This window comes from Rhizobium sp. BK619, from assembly GCF_014195245.1.
GTDB lineage: Bacteria > Pseudomonadota > Alphaproteobacteria > Rhizobiales > Rhizobiaceae > Rhizobium > Rhizobium acidisoli.
This window is the reverse complement of the sequence record NZ_JACIBH010000004.1, coordinates 417,144-439,727: the sequence shown is the minus strand read 5'-3', so window position 1 is coordinate 439,727 and position 22,584 is coordinate 417,144. Positions and strand designations below refer to the sequence as shown.

21 protein-coding genes are annotated in these 22,584 nt (G+C 59.5%); 16 read left to right on the top strand and 5 right to left on the bottom strand.

All coding sequences use genetic code 11. The features are described 5' to 3' along the window. Positions 1-27 precede the first annotated feature (27 nt). The 6 genes from FHX14_RS10220 to FHX14_RS10195 all read left to right on the top strand — a co-directional run bounded on the left by FHX14_RS10220 (position 28) and on the right by FHX14_RS10195 (position 4,124). Positions 28-846 carry a DUF1236 domain-containing protein gene (locus FHX14_RS10220; RefSeq protein WP_184377007.1) on the top strand — a complete coding sequence of 273 codons (819 nt, stop codon included), beginning with the start codon at positions 28-30 and terminating at the stop codon, positions 844-846. A gap of 47 nt (positions 847-893) precedes the next feature. After that, a complete protein-coding gene (locus FHX14_RS10215; RefSeq protein WP_003587121.1) occupies positions 894-1,061 on the top strand; it encodes a hypothetical protein in 168 nt (55 codons plus the stop codon). After that, positions 1,058-1,639: a BA14K family protein gene (locus FHX14_RS10210; RefSeq protein WP_184377006.1), complete on the top strand. Its 582-nt coding sequence runs from the start codon at positions 1,058-1,060 to the stop codon at positions 1,637-1,639. Before FHX14_RS10215 ends, FHX14_RS10210 begins: the two co-directional genes overlap by 4 nt. Before the next feature lie 91 nt (positions 1,640-1,730). Next, positions 1,731-2,045 (top strand): hypothetical protein, encoded by a 315-nt coding sequence (locus FHX14_RS10205; RefSeq protein ID WP_003587119.1) that lies wholly within the window; start codon positions 1,731-1,733, stop codon positions 2,043-2,045. Between the two features lie 108 nt (positions 2,046-2,153). Beyond that, positions 2,154-3,044, top strand: a complete 891-nt coding sequence (locus tag FHX14_RS10200) for a hypothetical protein (protein WP_003587118.1) — start codon at positions 2,154-2,156, stop codon at positions 3,042-3,044. Positions 3,045-3,116: 72 nt separating this feature from the next. After that, the gene (locus FHX14_RS10195) at positions 3,117-4,124 is read left to right on the top strand and encodes a L,D-transpeptidase family protein (RefSeq protein ID WP_052636364.1); all 1,008 of its coding nucleotides are present in this window, start codon (positions 3,117-3,119) and stop codon (positions 4,122-4,124) included. Positions 4,125-4,171: 47 nt separating this feature from the next. On the opposite strand, the gene FHX14_RS10190 is transcribed toward FHX14_RS10195, so the two are convergent. Further along, positions 4,172-4,963 carry a phenylalanine 4-monooxygenase gene (locus FHX14_RS10190; RefSeq protein ID WP_003587114.1) on the bottom strand — a complete coding sequence of 264 codons (792 nt, stop codon included), beginning with the start codon at positions 4,961-4,963 and terminating at the stop codon, positions 4,172-4,174. 124 nt (positions 4,964-5,087) lie between these two features. Here FHX14_RS10190 and FHX14_RS10185 point away from each other — a divergent pair, with 124 nt between their 5' ends. Further along, positions 5,088-5,549 (top strand): Lrp/AsnC family transcriptional regulator, encoded by a 462-nt coding sequence (locus tag FHX14_RS10185; protein ID WP_012557411.1) that lies wholly within the window; start codon positions 5,088-5,090, stop codon positions 5,547-5,549. 36 nt (positions 5,550-5,585) lie between these two features. Here FHX14_RS10185 and FHX14_RS10180 read toward each other — a convergent pair whose 3' ends face one another. Beyond that, positions 5,586-6,086 carry an Lrp/AsnC family transcriptional regulator gene (locus tag FHX14_RS10180; RefSeq protein WP_003587110.1) on the bottom strand — a complete coding sequence of 167 codons (501 nt, stop codon included), beginning with the start codon at positions 6,084-6,086 and terminating at the stop codon, positions 5,586-5,588. A gap of 129 nt (positions 6,087-6,215) precedes the next feature. Here FHX14_RS10180 and hppD point away from each other — a divergent pair, with 129 nt between their 5' ends. The 4 genes from hppD to maiA all read left to right on the top strand — a co-directional run bounded on the left by hppD (position 6,216) and on the right by maiA (position 10,424). Beyond that, a complete protein-coding gene (gene hppD / locus FHX14_RS10175; protein ID WP_184377005.1) occupies positions 6,216-7,325 on the top strand; it encodes a 4-hydroxyphenylpyruvate dioxygenase in 1,110 nt (369 codons plus the stop codon). A 64-nt stretch (positions 7,326-7,389) separates the two neighbouring features. Next, positions 7,390-8,751, top strand: a complete 1,362-nt coding sequence (gene hmgA, locus FHX14_RS10170; RefSeq protein WP_184377004.1) for a homogentisate 1,2-dioxygenase — start codon at positions 7,390-7,392, stop codon at positions 8,749-8,751. Positions 8,752-8,769: 18 nt separating this feature from the next. Beyond that, positions 8,770-9,795 carry a fumarylacetoacetate hydrolase family protein gene (locus FHX14_RS10165; RefSeq protein WP_179610726.1) on the top strand — a complete coding sequence of 342 codons (1,026 nt, stop codon included), beginning with the start codon at positions 8,770-8,772 and terminating at the stop codon, positions 9,793-9,795. Next, positions 9,792-10,424: a maleylacetoacetate isomerase gene (gene maiA / locus FHX14_RS10160; RefSeq protein ID WP_184377003.1), complete on the top strand. Its 633-nt coding sequence runs from the start codon at positions 9,792-9,794 to the stop codon at positions 10,422-10,424. Before FHX14_RS10165 ends, maiA begins: the two co-directional genes overlap by 4 nt. 50 nt (positions 10,425-10,474) lie before the next feature. Here maiA and FHX14_RS10155 read toward each other — a convergent pair whose 3' ends face one another. After that, positions 10,475-10,945 carry an MEKHLA domain-containing protein gene (locus FHX14_RS10155; protein ID WP_184377002.1) on the bottom strand — a complete coding sequence of 157 codons (471 nt, stop codon included), beginning with the start codon at positions 10,943-10,945 and terminating at the stop codon, positions 10,475-10,477. 315 nt (positions 10,946-11,260) lie between these two features. Here FHX14_RS10155 and FHX14_RS10150 point away from each other — a divergent pair, with 315 nt between their 5' ends. After that, the gene (locus FHX14_RS10150) at positions 11,261-12,592 is read left to right on the top strand and encodes a hypothetical protein (RefSeq protein ID WP_184377001.1); all 1,332 of its coding nucleotides are present in this window, start codon (positions 11,261-11,263) and stop codon (positions 12,590-12,592) included. An 87-nt stretch (positions 12,593-12,679) separates the two neighbouring features. After that, the gene (locus FHX14_RS10145; RefSeq protein WP_184377000.1) at positions 12,680-13,948 is read left to right on the top strand and encodes a patatin-like phospholipase family protein; all 1,269 of its coding nucleotides are present in this window, start codon (positions 12,680-12,682) and stop codon (positions 13,946-13,948) included. A gap of 1,236 nt (positions 13,949-15,184) precedes the next feature. Here FHX14_RS10145 and FHX14_RS10140 read toward each other — a convergent pair. Next, positions 15,185-16,120, bottom strand: a complete 936-nt coding sequence (locus FHX14_RS10140; RefSeq protein WP_184376999.1) for an NAD(P)-binding domain-containing protein — start codon at positions 16,118-16,120, stop codon at positions 15,185-15,187. A 13-nt stretch (positions 16,121-16,133) separates the two neighbouring features. Further along, positions 16,134-17,243: a mandelate racemase/muconate lactonizing enzyme family protein gene (locus FHX14_RS10135; RefSeq protein WP_246713371.1), complete on the bottom strand. Its 1,110-nt coding sequence runs from the start codon at positions 17,241-17,243 to the stop codon at positions 16,134-16,136. Positions 17,244-17,378: 135 nt separating this feature from the next. Here FHX14_RS10135 and FHX14_RS10130 point away from each other — a divergent pair, with 135 nt between their 5' ends. From FHX14_RS10130 to FHX14_RS10120, 3 genes are all read left to right on the top strand, one after another. Beyond that, positions 17,379-18,266 carry a LysR family transcriptional regulator gene (locus FHX14_RS10130; RefSeq protein ID WP_184376998.1) on the top strand — a complete coding sequence of 296 codons (888 nt, stop codon included), beginning with the start codon at positions 17,379-17,381 and terminating at the stop codon, positions 18,264-18,266. 811 nt (positions 18,267-19,077) lie between these two features. Then, positions 19,078-19,926 (top strand): hypothetical protein, encoded by an 849-nt coding sequence (locus tag FHX14_RS10125; protein WP_184376997.1) that lies wholly within the window; start codon positions 19,078-19,080, stop codon positions 19,924-19,926. Further along, positions 19,923-22,373, top strand: coding sequence for a tetratricopeptide repeat protein (locus FHX14_RS10120; RefSeq protein WP_184376996.1), 2,451 nt, complete (start codon positions 19,923-19,925; stop codon positions 22,371-22,373). Before FHX14_RS10125 ends, FHX14_RS10120 begins: the two co-directional genes overlap by 4 nt. Positions 22,374-22,584 lie beyond the last annotated feature (211 nt).

The following is a 22,584-nucleotide window of genomic DNA, read 5'->3' as shown; positions in this document are numbered from 1 at the left end:
CGTGCGGCCAAAATCAGTGAGTTTGTTATGAAGACCAAGATACTCGCCGTCCTGATGACGGCACTTTCGATCGGCGTCTCGCCAATCGGCATCTCAGCCTCGGCGCAGGATGCACCGATCCTTCCCAAGAAGGGTGCGGCTCAGAACGACCAGTCCAGCGGCGGTGCCGCGCAGCAGCCGGAAGCGGGCGGTGCGGGCGCATCGACAGGTCAGGGCGCACAGCAGCCTTCGGGCTCTGACGGAAGCTCGTCGGGCGCATCCTCTGGGACCGCCGCCGAAGGATCCTCCGGTCAGACGGCAACCGAGCCGGGCGCGAAGACGCAGTCCGGAAGCTCCGACAGCTCGAAGACGCCTAAGTCGAAACAGTCCTCGACGGAAAGCCAGAAGCCTGCCGCCAGCCAGGACTCCCAGACATCCACCGGCACCTCGACCGGTGGCGAAACCCAAAAATCCGGCGATGCCGCGAAGTCTTCCGGCAGTTCGACCGAGACCCAGTCCAACAGCAAGACGAACGTCGAGAACAACAACACGTCGGTCGACAGCAACACCAAGAACACCACCAAGACCGAGACGAACAATACGACCAACGTCAACATCTCGGTCGAGCAGCAGACGGAAATCCGGACTGTCGTGAAGGACGTTCATGTCGAGCCGGTTCGTGAGACGAATTTCACGGTCTCGGTCGGCACGGCCATCCCGAAGAAGATCAGGCTCGAGCCGCTGCCGCCGCGGATCGTGGAAATCGTTCCGCAGTACAAGGCCTATCGTTTCTTCATCCTCGCCGACGGCCGGATCTTCATCGTCGATCCCTCTGCGTTGACGATCGTCTACATCATTTCGGCCTAGCAGCCGGCCCCCGGCGGCCCCCGCGCCGCCGGGATGAGGAGAGGAAAATGATCTATTCCGAAGAGAAATCCACTGGTCTGGCTCTGCCGCTGGTCGTCATCCTGCTGGCGATCGCCGGTATCCTCGCCGTGCTTGTCGTCACCGACAGCCGGCAGGGCAGCACGGCCGGGCGCGTCTGGGTTCCACAGGTGCAGCAGCAGGGAGCGGGACAATGAATGGCCTCGCATCTGTCGCCTTCGGCATCGTCAGCTCGGTCGGGGCCTGCATAGCCGTCGCATCCGTTGCCTCCCACGTCGCGGCGGATTCCGAGCCGTATGCCTTACAGAACCTCGCCGAGCCCGATCTCTGGACGACAGGGCCGGTCAAAGTCGAGCCTCATCAGCAGGGCTATGAACGGATTGCGCCCGTCTATTCCAGCTATGTCACCGAGGCGCCGGCCGTCATGACGGCAAGGGCGAAGCCGGATCCCATCGGCTCGTCAACCGAACCCTTGGTGCCGCAACCAAAGTTTTCGGCCGAACACCTTGCCTGGTGCGCGCAACGTTACCGCTCCTTCGATCCTGCGACCAACAGCTATCGATCCTACAGTGGCGAAATCCGCGCCTGTTCTTCGCCGCACCAGCCTGATGTCGCCGCGGCCGATGAAGGCGCGGACACGACAGTCAATGCACAGGCGGCGGCCTGGTGCGCCGCTCGCTACAGGTCGTATCGGCCCGAAGACAATACATATCAGCCGTGGGACGGCCCGCGGCGCAATTGCGACGCATCTGTGCTCTTGGCGACAAGCAATTGAGCGTGGCCGCGCCGCGCGATGTTGGACCAAAGTCCGTGTTGCAAACGCTACGGTTGTGATATCGGTTGCGTTGAGGGTCGGAGATCAGGGGATGGCGACGACGCTGGTAACGGAAATCCAGAGGGCGCAGGCAAGGCTCCGGTTCCTGAGCAGGGCGGACCGGGGCGCCCTTATCGTCCGCATTCTGCGCGAGCTGCAGACCCATCGGCATGAGGTTCTCGGCCATGTGCCGGCCGACCGCTGTGTCTGGATCGACAGGCTCATCGCCTCCGTTTCCTCGACGATAGCGGAGATCACCGGCATGCCGGACGCCGAATTCAATCGTGTCCTGAACGAGTTTGAAAAGCTCATGGCGACACTGCAGGATGTTTCACATGCGGAAACGCAATTGAAGACAATTCATTGAAGAGGAATTGCCTGCGGTCTTATCGCGGTCTCGTTTTTCCGAGTGAAAATTTAGTCGCTTCCGGCTGTCCCCCGGAAACAGATCCCGTCGTGCAAGCGTTCTCTGTCCATGACCGAAACGAAATCCCCGGCAGATCGTGACGAGGCGCCGGCGGGCGATGACGACCCCAAGCCCGGCGCCGAGGTATCCTTCCCCTATGACAGGATGACTGTCGAGCAGTTCCGAAAGCGTTTCCCGCGTGCCCGCTGGAGCGATGCCCGCAAGGCCTGGTTCGTTCCCGGCCGGACGGCGCCGCGCCGCATCGGGCAATGGCTTGCCGAGCTGGAGGCCGAAGCCGACGCCCATGCGGATGCGAAGGGGCGCGACGCCTTTGCCTTCGATCCGATCGACAGCCCATATCTTCAACTCGGCAAAGCAGGTTTTCGAATCCGCACGCCATACTCGAAAACCGTCGTCGACGAACTGCGCGAGGTGCCATTCTCCCGGTGGGACGGCGATCTCAGACTATGGCACGTTCCCTTCCGATCCTACGAGGACCTCAGACGCAGATGGCCCGATATCGAAGCGGCGGCTCGCAGAAACGAGCCGGAAGAGAGACGGCGCCGGGCCGAGGAGAGGAAAGGGACGGAACAGGAGATGCGCAGCAAACTGCGCTCTGCGGAACGAAAGCGTCATCGCTACCCGCTGCCCGGTGACGATCTGCCGCCGCTGGGAAGACCGGTCGCCGTCTCCTACGGCATCGTCATCTTTACTTATATCACCGGCGAACTGGCCGACCCGGATAGCGTCGCGGACGTCTATCCCGGCGTGACCGAGGATCACGTCTGGGGATATTGGCGGGCGCCCACGCTCGAAGAACTCGTCCGCACCTGGCCTGCGAAAACGCCTCCCGTTCAAGGTGCCGAGTGGTGGCTGCCGACGATCGAGGAACTAAGGCCGGCGCGCCGCGCGGCAAGATCGCGCGAAGCCAGGAGGCGTGGGAAGACGCCCGTGATTTGAAGAAGGACATAAGTGGCTAAGCATAAAGTCCGAGGATACTTGCTCAATGGAACAAGTTTCGGCGACGGCCATTTGTCGTCTATGAAAACAGCCCTGCCGATGTCGCTGCTCGCTTTGATCATCTCCGTTGGCGATGGTGTCGCGGCAGAACTCAAACCCGATGCAATCAACGCCGCTTCGATTGCATCAATCAAAACAGAAAAGCGCTCGTCCGACGATCCGGACCCGGCAATCGTCCGCCTCCAGGTCCTCCTTGATCGGGCAGGCGCATCTCCTGGTGTCATCGACGGGCTCACCGGCGAGAACGTCAACAAGGCGGTGGCCGGTTTCGAGGCGATGAACAAGCTTCCCATCGATGGAAGGGCGGACCCGGACGTCGTTTCCCGCTTGGAAGAAGGTGCCTCGATACCGATCATCGAGAGCTATGTCGTCTCGGCGGACGACGCCAAGGGCCTCGTCGATCGGATACCCGAGGATTATGGCGAGAAGGCCAAGATGCAGAGCTTGGGATATACCAGCGTTGCGGAAAAGCTATCCGAGCGGTTCCACATGGGTATCGATCTCGTCAATGCGCTCAACCCGGCTTCGCAGTTTGCGCCTGGCGATACGGTGTGGGTGGTCAACCCCGGTACCCCGAGGAAAGGCAAGGTCAAGAGGATCGAGGCCGACAGGAAGACGGGCCAGGTGCTCGCCTATGCCGAGGACGGAGCGCTGCTTGCAGTCTATCCCGCGACGATCGGCAGCGAAGACAACCCGGCGCCGTCGGGCAAACACAAGGTCAAGGGCGTCGCGAGAATGCCGGTCTACCGCTATGACCCGAAGCGCAACTTCAAGCAGGGAAAGAACGACAAGGTCCTGACCATTCCGAAAGGGCCGAACGGTCCGGTCGGTACCGTCTGGATCGATCTGACAGAGCCGACCTATGGCATACACGGGACACCTGAGCCAAAGCTGATCGACAAGGTCGGCTCGCATGGTTGCGTGCGGCTGACGAACTGGGACGTTGAAGAACTGGCCGGCATGGTCAAGCCGGGCGTCCTGGTCGATTTCGTCAATCGAAGTTCAGTCGCTCCGAAGTGAGCGAGGAGAGATCGTCAATCCCCACCCTCGTTTCACCCCGTCGGCGTTTACGAAGCCTTGGCTTCGAAAGCGGGAGCGAAATCACCGAGCGATTTCGCCTTGAGGATCGTGCCCTCGATATCCTGTTCCACGATCGCCTCCAGATCGGCAAAGCTGTCGATGACGTAGTAGATCGGCTGGAGAATATCGATGCGGTAGGGCGTCCTCAGCACGCTCAGCAGATCGAACGGCCGAAACTCGCAGGCCGTGCCTTCGGTTGCCGCCTTGGCTTCGCTTGGTGATGAGACGATGCCTGCGCCGAAGCAGCGGCGTCCCTGCGGCGTGTTGATCAGCCCGAATTCGACAGTGAACCAGAAGATCCGGAACAGATGCCAGGAATAACCCTTGCCGAGCCGGACGGCGGTTTCACCGAAATGGCGGACGAAATTGGCATAGCTCTGGTTGGTCAGCAGCGGGCAGTGGCCGAACACCTCGTGGAACAGGTCCGGTTCCTCGATATAATCGATATGCTCGCGGCGGCGCAGGAAGGTTGCCAGCGGGAATTTGCCCTGCGACAGAAGCTCGTAAAAGCGCGAGGGCGGGATGAGCGCCGGCACGCCTTCGACGCCGAAGCCGGTGGTCTCGTTCAGGCGTCTGTTCACATCGAGAAGCTGCGGCACCTTCTCCGGCTTGAGCCCCAGCAGCGTGACGCCGTCCAGATATTCGCGGCAGGCGGTATCGGCCAGCATCTTCATCTGGCGCCGGTAGAGTTCGCCCCAGATCGCATCTTCCTCGGCTGTGTAGTCATAAAGGCCGTCCGGGCCGGGCAGTTTGGCGGTGTAGCTGCTTTCCTTGGTCATAGGCTGATCCTCCCGGAGCATGACGATATGGCTGCCATTATCCTCCAGCTTTGGCGGATTTTCTTTTCTTTCATCTTGGATCTTGCGATAATGGTGGCAAATTTTCCCGAACCTGGGGCCGGAAATGAAAGAAACTGGGAACTTTCGCCGCACCCTTCTGCAGCTCATCCAGGCCGACGGCAGCCTTTCGCTGGCAGATCTGGCTGAGAAGGCCGGCATGTCGCAGAGTTCGGCCTGGCGGAAGATCCAGGAACTCGAAGCCGACGGTGTCATCCGCAAGCGCGTGACGCTGCTTGATCCCGGCAAACTCGATCTCAAGCTCTGCGTGATCGCGCACGTGACGCTGGAAGATCACCATGAGGAGGCGGTCGCCTCTTTCGCTGCGGTGGTGCTGGAGCGGCCGGAGATCATGGAGTGTTACGCCTTGTCGGGCGCCTTCGACTATATGCTGAAGATCCGGGCGAGGGACGTCGAAAGCTACGAAGCCTTCATGACGCGCTACCTTATGCGCAACCCGCATGTGCGCACAGTTGTCTCGAGCTTCGTGCTGCGCGAATTGAAATTCTCGACCGAATTGCCGCTCTGACGCCTACCGCCGGCGAGGCAGGGGATGTCTTCAAACTTATCGCATGCTGTCGCCATGCCGGCTGCCCGGCATGTGGACGGGAAAGCCCTCGAATGTCTTCAGCGTGTCGAGCACGATCGAGGTCTTCACGTGCTGGACCGACTCGTGCGGCAGGAGAACGTCGTTGACGAATTTTGAAAGGTCGGCGAGGCCGCGGGCCGCCACCTTCAGGTGGTAGTCCATTTCACCCGTCAAAGCATAGGCTTCGAGAACCTCCGGCAGCCCGTTGATCAACTGGGAAAATCGGCGGGCATTGTCTCTGTTGTGGGTCGCAAGCGTCACGGAAATGACCACCAGCATATCCAGGCCCAGCTTCTCCCGATCGAGATAGGCTCGGTAGCTGCGAATATAGCCCTCGGCCTCCAGCCGCGTGCGCCGGCGCGAGCATTGCGAGGGTGAAAGCGCGATGCGATCGCCCAGCTCGTTATTCGTCAATCTGCCGTCCTTTTGCAGTTCCTCGAGCAGGCGCAAATCCAATTTGTCGAGCTGTTCATCCATTGCATTAAATCTCCAGAATGCTCACGAACCGTGCATAATATCTTCTCCTGACATGAAGAATGCAAGGATTTTGCACGTGTTTTGCGCCACACTTTGCGCAGTCAAACTCCATCTCGTCAGGAGGAAAAAATGGGTCCTTTCCCGCATGATGCGCCGCCATCCGAAATCACCGCGGACAACCCGGCCGGCACCGATGGCTTCGAATTCGTCGAGTTCGCGCATCCCGAACCCGAGAAGCTCAGCGAACTTTTCACGCGCATGGGCTATGTCGCGGTCGCCAGGCACAAGACGAAAGACATCACCGTCTGGCGCCAGGGTGACATCAACTATGTCGTCAATGCCGAGCCCGGCAGCCATGCCGCCCGCTTTGTCGGCCAACATGGTCCCTGCGCCGCATCCATGGCGTGGCGTGTCGTCGACGCCAAACATGCTTTCAACCATGCCGTGTCGAAAGGCGCCGTCCCCTATGAAGGCGACGACAAGATGCTCGACGTTCCGGCCATCACAGGCATCGGCGGCTCGCTGCTCTATTTCGTCGAGACCTATGGGGCGAAGGGGTCGGCTTACGAGGCCGAGTTCGATTGGCTGGGTGAGCGCAATCCGCGACCCGAAGGGATCGGTTTCTATTATCTCGACCATCTCACCCACAACGTCTTCCGCGGCAATATGGACAAGTGGTGGGATTTTTACCGCGAGCTGTTCAACTTCAAGCAGATCCACTTCTTCGACATTGACGGCCGCATCACCGGTCTCGTCAGCCGCGCCATCACCTCGCCCTGCGGCAAGATCCGCATTCCGCTGAATGAATCGAAGGACGACACCAGCCAGATCGAGGAATATCTGAAGAAGTACCGGGGCGAGGGCATCCAGCACATCGCCGTCGGCACCGAGGATATTTATGGCGCCACCGACAGGCTCGCCGACAACGGCTTGCGTTTCATGCCGGGTCCTCCGGAGACCTATTACGACATGTCCTATGAACGAGTGAATGGCCATAGCGAACCGATCGAACGCATGAAGAAGCACGGCATCCTGATCGACGGGGAGGGCGTGGTGAATGGCGGCATGACGAAAATCCTGCTGCAGATCTTCTCCAAAACCGTCATCGGCCCGATCTTCTTCGAATTCATCCAGCGCAAGGGCGACGAAGGTTTCGGCGAAGGCAACTTCCGGGCGCTGTTCGAGTCGATCGAGGCCGATCAGATCAAGCGTGGTGTCATCGGGACGGCAGCGGAGTAAACTCCTGAGCGCCGCGTCTCTGAACGATGCGCGGCGCTGGAGGGAATGAGGGAGGAGTTGAGCAATGGACCAGACATCGATCCAGGCTTCCGGCTGTGAAGCTGCGACGGCAAGCACGCTGAAATATATGCCGGGCTTCGGCAATGATTTCGAGACCGAGTCGCTTCCGGGCGCTTTGCCGCAGGGTCAGAACAGCCCGCAGAAATGCAATTACGGTCTTTATGCCGAGCAGCTTTCCGGCTCGCCTTTCACTGCGCCGCGCGGGACAAATGAAAGGTCCTGGCTTTACCGCATTCGCCCGAGCGTGCGCCACACCCGCCGCTTCTCCAACGCTTCCTACCCGCTCTGGAAGACCGCGCCTTGCCTCGACGAGCATTCGCTGCCTCTCGGCCAGCTTCGCTGGGATCCCATCCCCGCACCCGAGGAGAAACTGACGTTTCTGGAAGGGGTGCGGACCATCACGACGGCAGGCGATGCCGCTACCCAGGTGGGCATGTCGGCGCATGCCTATGTCTTCAACCAGGACATGGTCGACGATTACTTCTTCAATGCCGATGGCGAATTGCTGATCGTGCCGCAGCTCGGCGCTCTCAGGGTGTTCACCGAAATGGGCATCATGGACGTCGAGCCGCTGGAAATATGCCTCATCCCACGCGGCATGATGTTCAAGATCCTGAAGACCGGCGAGCAGGCGGTCTGGCGCGGCTATATATGCGAAAACTATGGCGCCAAATTCACGCTGCCGGACCGCGGGCCGATCGGCGCCAACTGCCTGGCGAACCCGCGCGACTTCAAGACACCCGTCGCCGCCTTCGAGGACAAGGAAACGCCGTGTCGCGTGCACGTGAAATGGTGCGGAAAATTCTATGTCACGGAGATCGGCCACTCGCCGCTCGACGTGGTGGCGTGGCACGGCAACTACGCCCCGTTCAAATATGACCTCAGGACATTTTCTCCGGTCGGCGCCATCCGCTTCGATCACCCCGATCCGTCGATTTTCTCGGTTCTGACCGCGCCGACCGAAGATGCCGGGACGGCGAATGTCGATTTCGTGATCTTTCCGCCGCGCTGGCTGGTCGCCGAGCACACATTCCGTCCACCCTGGTACCACCGGAACATCATGAGTGAGTTCATGGGCCTCATCCACGGCCAGTATGATGCCAAGGAGGAGGGCTTCGTGCCTGGTGGTATGAGCCTGCACAATATGATGCTTCCCCACGGGCCGGACGCGCTCGCCTTCGAAAAGGCAGCCAATGCCGAGCTCAAACCGGTGAAGCTCGACCACACCATGGCCTTCATGTTCGAGACCCGATACCCGCAGCAGCTGACGAAATATGCGGCCGAGCTGGAAACGCTGCAGGACGACTATCTCGAATGCTGGGACGGGCTGGAGCGCAAGTTCGACGGCACCCCCGGTATCAAGTGATAGCATCGGAATTGGAACATGAAACTTGCGACCTTGAAGGACTCAACCAGGGACGGCCGACTCGTCGTCGTTTCCCGCGACCTGACCCGCTGCTCGGAAGTCGGCCATATCGCCCGCACCCTGCAGGCAGCGCTCGATGACTGGGAGCATGTCGCGCCGAGACTTCAGCTGATTGCCGAAGGCATCGAGACCGGAGCCCAGCCGACGATCCGCTTTCATGAACATGACGCTACGTCACCTCTACCGCGGGCCTATCAATGGGCCGACGGTTCCGCTTACGTCAACCATGTCGAGCTGGTGCGCAAGGCCCGCGGCGCCGAAATGCCGGCGAGCTTCTGGACCGATCCACTGATGTATCAGGGCGGCTCGGATGCTTTCCTCGCGCCGCGCGATCCGATCCTGGTGGCCGATGAGGCCTATGGGATCGACATGGAGGGCGAGGTCGCCGTCATCACCGGCGACGTTGCCATGGGGGCGGACCCGGAAGCGGCGAGCGGCGCCATCCGGCTGCTGATGCTGGTCAACGACGTATCGCTGCGCGGCCTGATCCCTGACGAGCTGGCCAAAGGGTTCGGTTTCTTCCAGTCCAAGCCGGCCTCGGCATTTTCGCCCGTGGCGGTGACGCCGGACGAGCTGGGGGAGGCGTGGGATGGCCGCAAACTGCATCGGCCGCTGCTTGTCAGCCTGAACGGCAGGCCGTTCGGCAAGGCCAATGCCGGCATCGACATGACGTTCGATTTCGGCCAGTTGATCGCCCATGCCGCCAAAACCCGCAGTCTCGCGGCCGGAACCATCATTGGCTCGGGAACGGTTTCCAACAAGCTGGACGGCGGAGCGGGCAAGCCGGTCGAAACGGGAGGGGACGGCTACTCCTGCATCGCCGAAATCCGGATGATCGAGACGATCGAAACCGGCGCGCCGAAGACGCCGTTCATGCGGTTCGGCGACCAGGTCCGCATCGAAATGAAGAACCGTGCCGGCCATTCGATCTTCGGGGCGATCGAGCAGACCGTCGAACGTTATGGAGGAGAGGGGCCGCAATGAGCGAGGTCGTTCTTTACGACTACTGGCGATCGTCGGCGAGCTACCGCGTCCGCATCGCGCTCAACCTGCTGGAGATCGACTACAGGACGGTGCCGGTCAACCTGCTGGAGGGAGCGCATCGGAAGGCGGACTATCTCACGCTCAACCCGCAGGGGCTCGTGCCGACCCTGGTAATCGATGGAAGGCCGCTGACGCAGTCGCTTGCCATCATCGAATATCTGGCCGAACTCCGGCCGGACCGCGGATTGCTGCCATCCGATAGCGCCGGCCGCCAGCATGTGCGCGCACTGGCCTATGCGGTCGCCATGGACATCCATCCGATCTGCAACATGCATGTCGTGGCCCATCTCATGGCGGTGACGGAAAAGGAAGGTGTCCGCGAGGAATGGATGCAGTACTTCATCGCCGACGGGCTCCGCAAACTGGAGACGATGATAGGGGGACATGACGGCGCCTTCAGCTTTGGCGACGCGCCGACGATGGCAGACCTTTGCCTTGTTCCGCAAGTTTACAACGCCCGCCGCTGGGGCGTCGATCTGAGCGATTTAAGGCGCATAGTCGATATCGATGCCCGGTGCGCCGAATTGCCGGCGTTTCAGGCAGCGCATCCTGACCGCGTGAAGCCGTGAGGTCGCCGCCGGGGGCAGAGGCTCCTCCGGCAGCTGGACGGACGGTCAGACTACTCGTCCCGCCACGAAGAAAATGTCGCAGCCTGGCCCAACCGCTTGCCCGTTTCATCGATCAGCTGCCAGACAGTCACCTTCTCGATCCAGAAACGACGCCCCGATTTCGCGATCCTGATACCGCGGCCATTCTCGACAAAACCGTCGCGCGTCACGCTATCCAGCAGCCGCTGACGTTCGTCGCGATCGGGCTGCTCCGCCGAAAGCCGCGACGGCAGCGAGACGAATTCATCCCAGCCATATTCGAAGCAGCTCTGCGCCGTGCGGTTCGCGTAGATGAAGCGCGGATCGGGCAGGGAATTGTGGGCAAGGACCACGAAAGGCGCATCGTTGTAAAGCCAGTCCGGTCCTTGCCCGTCCTGGACAAGACGACGGCCGACAATGCGCTGGTAGCTGCCGGTCAGGAGGGAGAAAAAATCGAGATCGCTGGTCAGGTCGAGGGCGTGATTGTCATAGGGAGAAGTCACGAAAGGCCTCGCTGGTCAAAAGCTTTGATGCAAGGCGACATAGCCGATATTCACCGCACAGGTCCATGATGCTTTGCGAAACGAGACGCTTCCCAGCGGGTGCCGGCATTTACCTTGTCGCAACACTTCTGATTGTGACGCTTGCCAGAAGATCACCCGTTGTGCATTGATTTTAAGCTGCTGGGGTCGCTATCAACATTCTCTGAAGCCATTGTTCTTCTGACCGTAATCGGCGTCGGCGGTCGCCGATGAGATTGGGCTTCACGGGTACAGAGCTGCCGAGCTAGGCTGCGAATGACGACAGGAGAAATACAGGTGCTCGAGGGCTGGGGAAGAATGCGCAAATTTGTCTCGTCGATAGCGATGCTGCTGGCGTTCGTCGCCATGGCCGGAGAGGGACATGCAGCAATTTCCTATCAACGTCTGGACGGCGCCCCGGGGGAGCGTGGTCTGGGGATAAAGGGCGTATTCGAATTCTCCGACGATCCGACGAAGCTTGTCGACGAATACAAGCAGTACCGACCGGACTACATCACCTTTGACTCACCCGGTGGAAACGTTAACACTGCAATCAAGTTCGGCCGCGCTATCCGCGCGCTGAATGCAAGAACAATCCAGATCAGAGCCAAGGAATGTGCATCGGCTTGCGCCTTCGCCTTCGTCGGTGGCGTTGAAAGGTTTGCCGAGCCGGGCTCCATCGGCGTGCATCGGGCTTCCCTATCCGGCGATGGCGCCACGGACAGCAAATTGGCAGTCTCGACCGTTCAAGTGGTGACCGGCGAGATCATCGGATATCTTACCGACATGGGGGTAAGCCCCAATCTGCTGCAGCTCAGCCTGTCGATCGACAGCACCGACATCAGGTATCTCACCGCCGCGGAAATGCGGGACTGGAACATCAACACGCCCGAGAACATGTCCTTGACGCAGGAAAGCGCGTCGCCGCCATCGGACGCCGCGCAGGTGAGCGCAACACCCGCCGACATGCCGTCGGAGGACCCAAGCGCTTCCGAGGAGGCTGCCGCATCCACACCCGGCGACCTGACCACGGACGCGGTTGATTTCGCCAACCGATATAACGACGAATGGTCGAAAGACAGCGCCTCGGCGCTTGCCTTCATGAAGGACGTCTATGCCGACGAGGTTTCCTTCTTCGGAACTTCGGTCGACAAAGACGTCATCCTGAAGGACAAGGCGGCCTTCGCGCAACGCTGGCCGGAGCGCGTCTACAGCGTCAAGCCCGGCTCCGTGACTGCGAGCTGTGCCGGAAAATGCGAAATGTCAGGAATTGTCGAGTGGTTTGCCCGAAACAAGAACACGGGCAAGACGTCCTCGGGGATGGCGGAGTTCTCCTTCGTCTGGAACACGGCCTCTCTGCAGATCGAGTCCGAGACCGGAAAGGTGCTCGCCACGGACAAGGAAGCCAAGGCGCCGGATCGTCTGATAGATCAGTGGATAGGACTGGACGACATCTGCCGCGGCAGCCTTGACCGCGAGGGCGCCGCGACGCTACGGGCGTGCAAACGGCGCGACGCGCTCGGTCCGCTGCTCGATCGCGTCGACTGGTGCTACGGCCATGAAGGCGAAGCCGGAATGGAGTGGGCGTGGCACAAATGCGATGCCAACTCCAAGCGGTATGGCGAGTAAGTAGCGCGCGAGGCCAGAGGCGAGCAACCAGCAGTTTGCGCGGAGCAAAAAATGTTGGGAAACTCACATTCCTGAGTGAGGCCGAGCATGTCAGAAAACGAGCATTCCCGATCGAACACCGGCATGCCGGGTTCTGACGAACCCGAGAAGCCCGTCGAGCGCTTCCAACTCGGCCTCTGCCTTTCCGGCGGCGGCTATCGGGCGATGCTCTTTCATGCGGGATCGCTGGCGAGGCTGAACGAGGCCGGTCTTCTGGCGAAGCTCGATATGATCTCCTCGGTCTCAGGCGGATCGATCGCCTCCGGCTTGCTCGCCTATATCTGGCCGCGGCTGGTCTTTGAGAACGGTGTCGCCGTCAACTTCAGAACCGAATATGTCGATCGCATTCTGGCCTTCAGCCAGGTCTTTGCAGATGGGCCGAGCTTCCTGAAGGGCGTGGTCAATCCCTTCTCGAGTGCGGCAAAGGAGGCCGCCAAACTCTATGAGCGGCATCTGTTCGATGGAAAGTCGCCAAGCCTGAGAGATCTTCCGGGATCGCCCTGGTTCGTCTTCTGCTCCAGCAATCTCAGCACCGGTTCGCTCTTCCGCATGTCCAACCGCTATCTTGCGGATTACCGGATCGGCGTGTCGTTTCATCCGGCATTGTCGCTCGCGACTGCGGTTGCAGCTTCGGCGGCATTCCCGCCCGTGCTGTCACCGCTGCGATTGGACCTGTCGCAGTTTTCATGGGAGAGGGAAAAACTCGACGACACCGTCGGCGAACCCGTTGCGCCGGGCCGGGCAATCCTCAGCGACGGCGGCGTTTACGATAATCACGGCATCGAGCCGGCGCAGAAACGCTGCGATTGCCTGCTTGTCAGCGATGCCGGCGCGCCTTGGCGCTCCTCCACCCGCGGATACTGGAACTATCTCTCCCAGCTGAAGCGCGTTCTCGATACCACCGATAATCAGGTGAGGTCGTTGCGGCGGCGAGACCTGATCGGTGGCTTCAAGGCAGCAAAACAGGCCGACATGCTCGGCCTCGACGCTCCTTCGAAATCGGCTTTGCGCGCGAGTACGCGCGGCGTCTATTGGTCGATCGACAGCAAGGAGGCCGAACTCACGCCCTATGCGTCTTACGCGCTGCCGCCGTCGTCGGTCATTCCCTCCGACGTCGGCACCTATCTTCATTTTCTCGGCGCGAAGGAAACGGAGTATCTGACGAATTGGGGGCACTATGTCTGCGACGCGATGCTCAATCACTTCTATCAATCGCCGCTGGCGCCTTCGTCCGGCCCGCCGCTGACTGCCGGGAGCGTGAAGCCCTCCTGGGCGGCGAGCGCCAGCAAACGTCTGTTCGGCTTCCTGCCGTTCTAAACCGCCATCTGCGCTGCAGGACCCACGTATTGACCGCATCGACGACGTAGCTCGCCATCATCAGATCGAGATATGCGCCGCCGCCATTCTTGAAAGACGGGTGATCTGGTCAGCAACGGCGCTGACCTCGGCGCGCAGATTGCCCAGCGTGGCGGCAAGCGTCTCAGCCTGGTGCGGGCGGCGCGACGAGATCGAGTAAGTGGCACACGAGTCCCGAGACGCGCGACGCGGGGACAGGTTGCCCCATCCACTAAGCGACAGGCGGCATGAAAGCCGATATTGAATTCGGGCTGAAGAAACCGAGCCCAGCCGGTGAGCCAGGTGACGGCGCAAGCTGACGCGTATAAAACCCCGGCGGGGTCGCCATGGCGAAGCCCAGAAATCGGATAACGCGTCCGATCTCAATCCCGCTTTGAGATCCCGCCCTCGCTGTGCAGAAAAACAAGGGTCTTGCTGAGGCGGCGGCCAGGTATTCTGAATACGATTTCGTCACCATCGTTCAAAATGACAGATGGAGATCAGGTCAGGATCAATCGCTCTTCAGCGGCTCTCGCGCGATCTCCGCAGAAAGAGGAAATGCACATAGCCATGGCTCCTGCGGCTCAATGCCTCACGCGATTGACGCGTTTAGACACCATCGGTACGCATGCTCATAAGCAACAGGAGACCGATGATGCGAACTTTGGCTGCGGCATTTTCCGCTCTGGTAATTCCGACGCTGGCGGGTTGTACGACGACCTCGGGCGGCATTACCACGGAGAACAGGAGCCTTGCTGCGGTTAGCGCTGAACGGACGCGAGTGGGGCAGACTTGGCACCTCAAAGCCGATTGCTCACAATCGACCCGTCCGAACGTTCGAACAGTCTCTCCGCCAACGCATGGTAAACTCGAAATCGTACCGGAAGAGATCGTTGCGAATTCGAAAAAGTTTCCCAAATGCGCTGGGGTGAAAGCTCCAGGCATGGTTGTTTACTACACTTCTGCAGCCGGATACATCGGCCCTGACAAGGCAACTTACAGGGAGTCTTATGGAGACGGTGTCGTTCGCGACGTGACTTTCGACCTTAACGTAGTCAAGTAGACGCTGTGGCATTTCATCAGCTCTCGTTGCGGTGCCGTGTTGAACCGCAATATCCGCGGCGTCCAGTTCATAGCCTCTAAAGCTGACGATGAAATCCGGGACGTAGACGGATTGGACCGCCAGCCCTGCATGATCGAGCGCTGGCGGCGTTCCACCTACGCATTGACCGCATCGACGACATAGCTCGCCATCATCAGATCGACATGCGCGCCGCCGCCATTCTTGAAGACGGTGATCTGCTCGTCGGACTGGCGGCTCGTCGTGCCCGCTGCCACGAGATCATAGAGATCTCCCCTGATATGGGAGCGTTCGATGGCGCCGGTCGCGATCGGCTGCATGATCTCGCCGATCCGGTCCATCACCGTCTCCATGAAGTCTACATAGACCAGTCCCGCGGCGATCAGCGCGTCATCCGCCTCGCGCATATCGGGCGTGAAGGCGCCGATCAGATCGATATGGGTGCCGGGGCGGACCCATTCGCCCCGAAGGATCGGGGAACGGGCCATCGTCGCAGCCGAAACGATATCGGCCGTCCGAACCGCGTCCGCCACATCGGCAGCGGCCGTGACCTTAGCGCGCAGATCCCCAAGCGTGGCGGCAAGCGCTTCGGCCCGTTCCGGGCGGCGCGACCAGATCGAGATCCGCTCGATATCGGGAAAGGCGGCGTCGTAGGCCCGCGCGAGAGTGGCGGCGACGGCGCCGGCCCCCAGGATGACCAGATGGCGGCTGTCGGCGCGCGCCAGGCATTGCGCGCCGAGAAGGGAATCCGCCGCCGTCTTGTAATGCGTGACCAGCCGGCTATCGATGACCGCCCGCACAGTCCCGCAATCCGCATCGAACAGCAGAACCGCCCCTTGAACCGAGGGCAACCCTCTTTTGGCATTGCCGGGAAAGACGCTGTCCGCCTTGACCGCAAAGCCCAGACCTTCGATCCGGGCGGCGCGGTTCAAAAGCCTTGCATCGTCCGAGCCGAGCAGCAGGTCTCCCTGTTCTGGCCGGGGCCGCTGATGGCCGCGGCGCAAGGCGTCGACCGCAGCGGGCCAGCTCAGCTTCGATACGCTTGCTTCATAGGTCAGCAGAGCAGGGAGCATGGCGTGGCCTCCATCAGGAAAAGCTGGCCACCGGCGCGCCGAGCAGCGAGCGGTCGACCGTGATGCCGAGACCGGGGCCGGTCGGGGCCGCACCCCGGCCATTGCGCGTGCGCGGCTGATAGCCGGCCACATGCTCGTTCGTCCAATCGTTGAAGAACGAGGTGTGCATCAGATTTTCCGGGAAGGCACTGGCCGCGACATGCGACACCGCTGCCGCCGTAACATCGCCGCCCCACACGTCTTCGATGCAGAAATGCATGCCGAGATTCTGCGCCGCGTTGCGCATGGCAACCGCCGGCGTGATGCCGCCGAGGCGCCCGAGCTTGATGTTGACCGCAGCCGCGTTCACCTCGTATTTGGCGCGATAGAGATCGGCATGGGTGAGGATCGCTTCATCCAGCACGATCGGCAGCCCGCTGCTCCTACGCAGCATGGCGCAATCGGCGAGATCCCGGCAGGGCTGCTCTACGTAGAGGTTCGTATCTTCAAGCGCGCGCATGGCGATCTGGGCTTCGAGCAGCGTATATCCGGCATTTGCATCGACGAAGAAGAAGATATCCGGGAAGGCCTTGACGATGGCGCGGGCACGCGCGGCGTCCTTCACCGGATCGTCGCCGATCTTGATCTGGTAGCGCATGATGCCCTCAGCGCTGCGCTTGCTGACATAGTCGAGGCTTTCCTCGGTCGAGGACAGCGGAACGGCCTCGAAGATCGGCAGCTCGGTGCTCAGCACGCCGCCGATCAGCGCCGAGATCGGCAGATCGACGGATTTGCCGAAAATATCCCAGCAGGCCACGTCGAAAGCGTTTTTGGCATTGGCTTGCCCCATCAGGACACTGGCCATCAGGCGCTGGAGATGCGTGCTTCTGCGCGGATCCTGCCCGATCAGCAGCGGCGCGAGTTCGCGCAGTGCTGCACGCGTGCTGCCGGCAAAGACCGGCAGGTAGTTGCCGGAAAGCGTTGCAGCCTCGCCCCAGCCTTCGATGCCGCCGTCGGTGATGACCCGCACGAGATTGGACGGCTGCTGTTTCGCCGACCGGCCCTTGGACATCACATAGGTTCCGTGGGAGTAGGTCAGGTCATATTCGTAAAGTTCGATCGCCGAAATCTTCATGGCTGTCATCATCCCTGCTGAATGTCGCTTCCGCTTGAGGCAGCGCGACTTGGTTGCTGCGTGAACCAAGATTTCATGCGGGCGGACTTGCGACAAACCAGTTTTCAGCGATAAAAGGGTCAGAAAATCTAGGCCTCAATTTTGATGTCCATCGCGCCGCCCTTCGACAGATTGCCTTCGCTGAATGCGCTGCGCGCCTTCGAGTCCGCCGCCCGGCTGGGCAGCTTTCGCCGCGCCGCCGATGAGCTGATGGTCACGCCGGGCGCCGTGGCCGCGCAGATCAAGGCGCTGGAGGCCGAATTCGGCGCCGAGCTGTTTCACCGGCAGGCGAGGGGCGTGACCCTGACTGCCCTCGGACAGCGCGTCGCTCCCCGGTTCAGCGCCGCCTTCGATGCGCTTGGCGGAGCGGTGCGCGAGCTGCGGCGTCATGCGGCCCCGCGCAAAGTCCATATCGTCACCTCGCCGGCAATCGCCCAGCTGTGGCTGGCGCCGCGCCTGCTGCCTCTGCGCGCGGCGCTGCGCGACGTGGATATCTCGGTCACCGCGCTCGAAGAGCCGCCGGATCTCAAGCGCACGCCCTTCGATCTGTGCCTGTTCTATGCCGAGCCCAGCCCGGACAAGATCGCCTTGTGGGACGAACAGCTGCTGCCGGTCTGCATCCCGGGATTGGCCGAAGCGCTTGCCGATCCCGCCGATCTTGCAACGGTCAACTGCATCTCGGATGTGGTCTGGCAGGACTGGCGGATCTGGGCGGAATCCGCCATGCCCGACAGCCCGGTGATCCCGACCGGCCCCGGCTTCTCACTCTATGCGGTCGCCGTGCAGGAAGCCCTATCCGGCGCAGGCGTTCTGATGGGGCGGCAATCGCTGATCCAGCCTCATCTGAACAGCGGCACCCTCGTCGCGCCCTTCGACCGCCCGGTGCCGCTCGGCCTTTCGATCACGGCATGGATGCTGCCGGACAGCCGCAACGACAGAGCTGTCATCGCCGTCGCCGACGGACTGCGCCAGATCGCTGGCGGCGTGGCGTGATGCCCGACGCGTCCCATCAAATATTCCACCGCTCGCCGAGAGCGGACGAAGATGAGCTTATCGAGTAGCTCGATGATAGGCTTTTCTAAAGGTATTAACGGCGCTTTGTCAGGCGATGTTCGTCCAGATCGTGGGAAAGCGCCGAAGCGAAGCTGATTTCCTTGGATCAGACGGCATCGAAAAGGTGGGTTCCTCGGCAGCGAAGCTGAAAGGACCGCAGGTTTTTCCGGCGACCGACAGCGACAGGTTTTCCTCCTAGCCCTTCAACCCGCATCCTGCCTGATCGGCAGTATCCTTATTGTGGTCGACAACATCCTGGATGTCCGGCGTCGTCGTGATTGAACTCACCGCAACTTGAATCCTGGCATGATCGCTATCGGCCCGTTCATGGATCAGCTCCCCTTTGAAATTGACTTGCACCGTCAAACCAGGGTCATCACACCTCTCCCGATAGTGACTTTGAACTTTATGGAAAAAGAATACCGGCCCAATTATAGGGCCGCACCTATGCTATACGGTCAGATGATGGTGAAATCAGCGGCAAGCACGATAGATCAAAATGTTGCAGCGCCCCTTACGCATCTGAAAAGACGCGCGGCGCTGTAAGCATGCGAAACGGCGGTGCCTGGGTACCTCAGAGCCAGCATGCCCTTGTCTCCAGGAAGCCTTAAGCAAAAGATTCGCCAGTAATTGCGACCCGTTTGAACCAAGTTTCTTTAGGATCGTTACTTCAACCCTCGGCCCATCTTGCGGGAGAAAGGACGTTGCCGTAGTAAACTTGGCGTTGAATATGGTCGAAGGATTCGCAGTCGTGCCGGACATCATTTGCAAGTGTAAGTCGGTGGTGCCCTCCAATCGAAAGGACTGCCCCGCATGCGGGCGTGATTGCGGTTTCCCGAATGTTCGGCTCGCGTCGTCCAGTGAAGAGGTTGCTGCACTTGAAAAGCGGGTGGCCGACGCGCAGGTCTCTGCGGCGGCTCGTCAATGCGGCGCCCAGTTGGCCTCCTTCGCCGAAAGCGTTGAGGGGGCGAGGGCGGCAATAGCTCGAAATCTCCATGTGATCGACGATCTGATAAAGGGCGACCGGAACCACTATACGAGTTACCAGGCGCAGGTTCATGCGGGAGCGCGCGACCCTGAGGAAAACGAGTGGGATAGGGTCCGCACACAGTACGAAAGTGCCCTTTATCCAAACTTTCAAAATGAGATCATATTTGCCTGCCTTACTTTGTCTCAAGAAGGCATGTCCGGGTACGGCGGCTTCTCGATTATCCTGAAAGACGAAATGATCGCGCACCGAGCTTCATTGTTCGAGGAAAATCCCCACAGTTTCATTGAGCGCCATCAAATACTTATGAATAAGCCGTTTCCGCCCGGGTATCGTGCCATCTGGGAGACCAAGTCCGATCTAGCGGTCGCAAAATTGCATTCAAGGATAGATAGCAATACGACTATCGAAGACCATGCCAGCATCCTCCAAACGGATCAAGGCGGAACTGGAGACGGCGACTTTATCGAGGTTCACATATATGGTAGCGTTAATCGGCGGGCGATAGATAAGGTTGTTGGGCGAAAGCCAAGAACGTTTGAAGATCGCATAATTTGGAAGAGAATACAGCGAGAGTTGGATTCTCTCGGCGCGGAGGCTGTTGAGTTATGATGGATGCGCTCGTTTCAGGTAGCGCCGCCCGTGCCGTTTTAATCCAAGGTTCCTTGGTCCAGTTCGTTGATGCAGATAATCCGGAAGTCTTGCATCGCGCGAGTCTCTCGTCGGTCCCGCGCCTTCTGGAGGGCGCACACGATATCGTACGAATGAAGGTCAAAGACTATACTGAGTGCTTTGATGTACTTCTCGGCGGGTACCAGCGTGATCGAGCTTTGCGAATGCTACAAATCATTCTGGAAAACATCGACGCAGAAGCCACCCTAGAAGCTGCTTCGCTCCTTGAAACACTCCTTAAGGAAAATGGGGTGAGGCAGCATGTTTTGAATATCACCTATTCAATCCCGTATCCTGATTTTCCTGAGATTGAAGAGTTTGATTTCGGACACTCTGTAGCGGCTCGTGAATTATATAAGCAAATCGGCTCCCATCAGGATGCGATTTCTCGCGTTCGTATGGCGTTCGATAGGATCCACTTCAGTTCGGAGGAGTTGAAGTGCAGTTATGAGAAGTCCGCGATACACTCAGGGATTTTCAGACATATAGTTGCGCTAAGTCTTGGCGAAATAACAACAAGCGAGGTGACCTTCGCCTGTATCCGCGCGTTCAAACACCTTCCGGACTCTCGCGAAATTTCTACGCGTTGGGTCAGCCAATTCAGCAGTGCTCGGGTTGGCCGCAAGTTGAGGCAATTAGATGATTTTGCACTCGAAAGCGAAACCTACGAGCTCGACGATGATGATCATCATTCGAGTGATCGTCGTGTGCATTTCCAATCGGTCAATGCACAGATTCAGTCAATCCTAGAACGGCTGGATAACCGCGAGGTAGAGATCGCTCGGCGGTTCGCGGACCAGCTTATCCAAGCGCAGCTTCAGGCGGCATCGAGCCAATATGCTGCAAAGTCGCTGTCGAATCTTGCTACGGAAGCTAGGCGCAGAGGTCTTCACAATCTCGAACTTGAATGGGCCGAACGGGCCAGGGAAGTGAGGCCTCAAGATGGCTGGGCACGAGCTTTGCTAGGCGACACCTATCTCTACCTGTATCGTCTACTAGACGCAGAAGAAGAATTCCGCGCTGCTTCGGCAGTTGGAGAGGATGTCTACGGCAAAATCGGCCTAGCAAGAGTTGCAAAGGAGAGCGGCAATCTCGATCGCGCTCTTGAGTTGTTCGCTGAAGCTCGATCAAACACGCGAGATCGGGGCTACTCCATCGCTGCTTGGGTGGGCTACTGTTCCACTCTCCGAGAAATGTGGAAACCTGACGAAACCTTAGAAGCTTTCAAGGAGGCGAAGGCGGCCTTTCCCGACGAGATCGCCTTCCAAACCGGATATGCTAGATCACTCGAATATCTAGGCCAATTGGAAGAGGCCAAGGAGGCATTCGTTTTTGCGAAAACGGCTTGGCCGGGCGATCCGAAGGGGTATTGCGGGGAAGCAGAGATCTACAAGCATGCGGGAGAGTTCGGGGTTGCTCGCGACCTTTACAAAAGAGCGGTCGAGATATTCCCCACCTCAGTTGAGGTGCTGATAGGCCTGGCCGATCTTCATAGGAAGAGTGGCGAAATCGAAGAGGCACTAAACCTTTACAGCAAAGCACAGTTGGAATTTCCTTACGAACCACTTGCGCATACTGGAGCGGCCGATACGCAGTTGGATGCTCGCGACTATGCCAGCGCAATTGAAACTTACGAGAAAGCGGTACTCGTTTTTGGTTTGGATGTAAGTATACGCAATGGGCGGGCAAACGCGTATAAGCGAGCAGGGCAGTTTGAACGATCGCTTCAGCTCTACGATCAGAACGTCCACGATTTTCCATACAGCTTGCCGGCTCTCAACGGACGCGCAAGTCTCTTGAAGCTGCTTGGGAAGTACGATGATGCCTTGCAGGCCTATGATGCCGTTCTCGGTCGACAGCCGCGTTATGTTTCCGCAAAGGCTGCCAAAGCTAGTGCGCTCATCGCTCAAGGTCGGTTCGAGGAGGCAGAGCCCTTGTTGATATACAAGGGACTACGGACGCGCAATGAATGGCTTACATACCATGTAAAAGGAATGTGGCATCTGAAGCGCGGAGATGTTCCCACCGCGCAGCATATCTTTTCACATGGCGTGAACAGTGTGCCATTCCATCGGCTCAGAAAGCAATTCCAAGCGTCGTTGGCATGTTGCGAGCTGCAGATGCGAACGTACAACGCGATTCCGGAATACCTGAAAGATTCTGACGAGCCTATTCATGTGCTCTTGCGAGGCATTTCATTTGCGTTCGCGGGACGTTTCGAAAGTGCTGCGGAAGAAGTGAAGACTGCCGAAGAGTCAATGTCCCCACGTCTGATGGAAATTAAGGGCCACTTGGACAGCGTGATCTCAGTTGGTACTGCAAGCGACAGTGATCGGGCGTGGCTGATTCAGGCAAGTGAAGAGGCGGTGCTCCAACTGGCTGCATGATCTTTCGCCCGGCAGTGAAGGACTATCTTGAAATTTTTTGGTGCTTGCCTTCCTGCATTGGGAACAGCCGGCCCAACGAATCCTCCCCTCGAACTATAGCGAACTCCGACTTCGTTGGGCGAAAGCCCGGCTCGAGGTTCAACTTCGCGAAAGCAGCTATCTACTGAGACTGATACCGTAATCTTGCTCTGACAGAATGACCTGATTGATT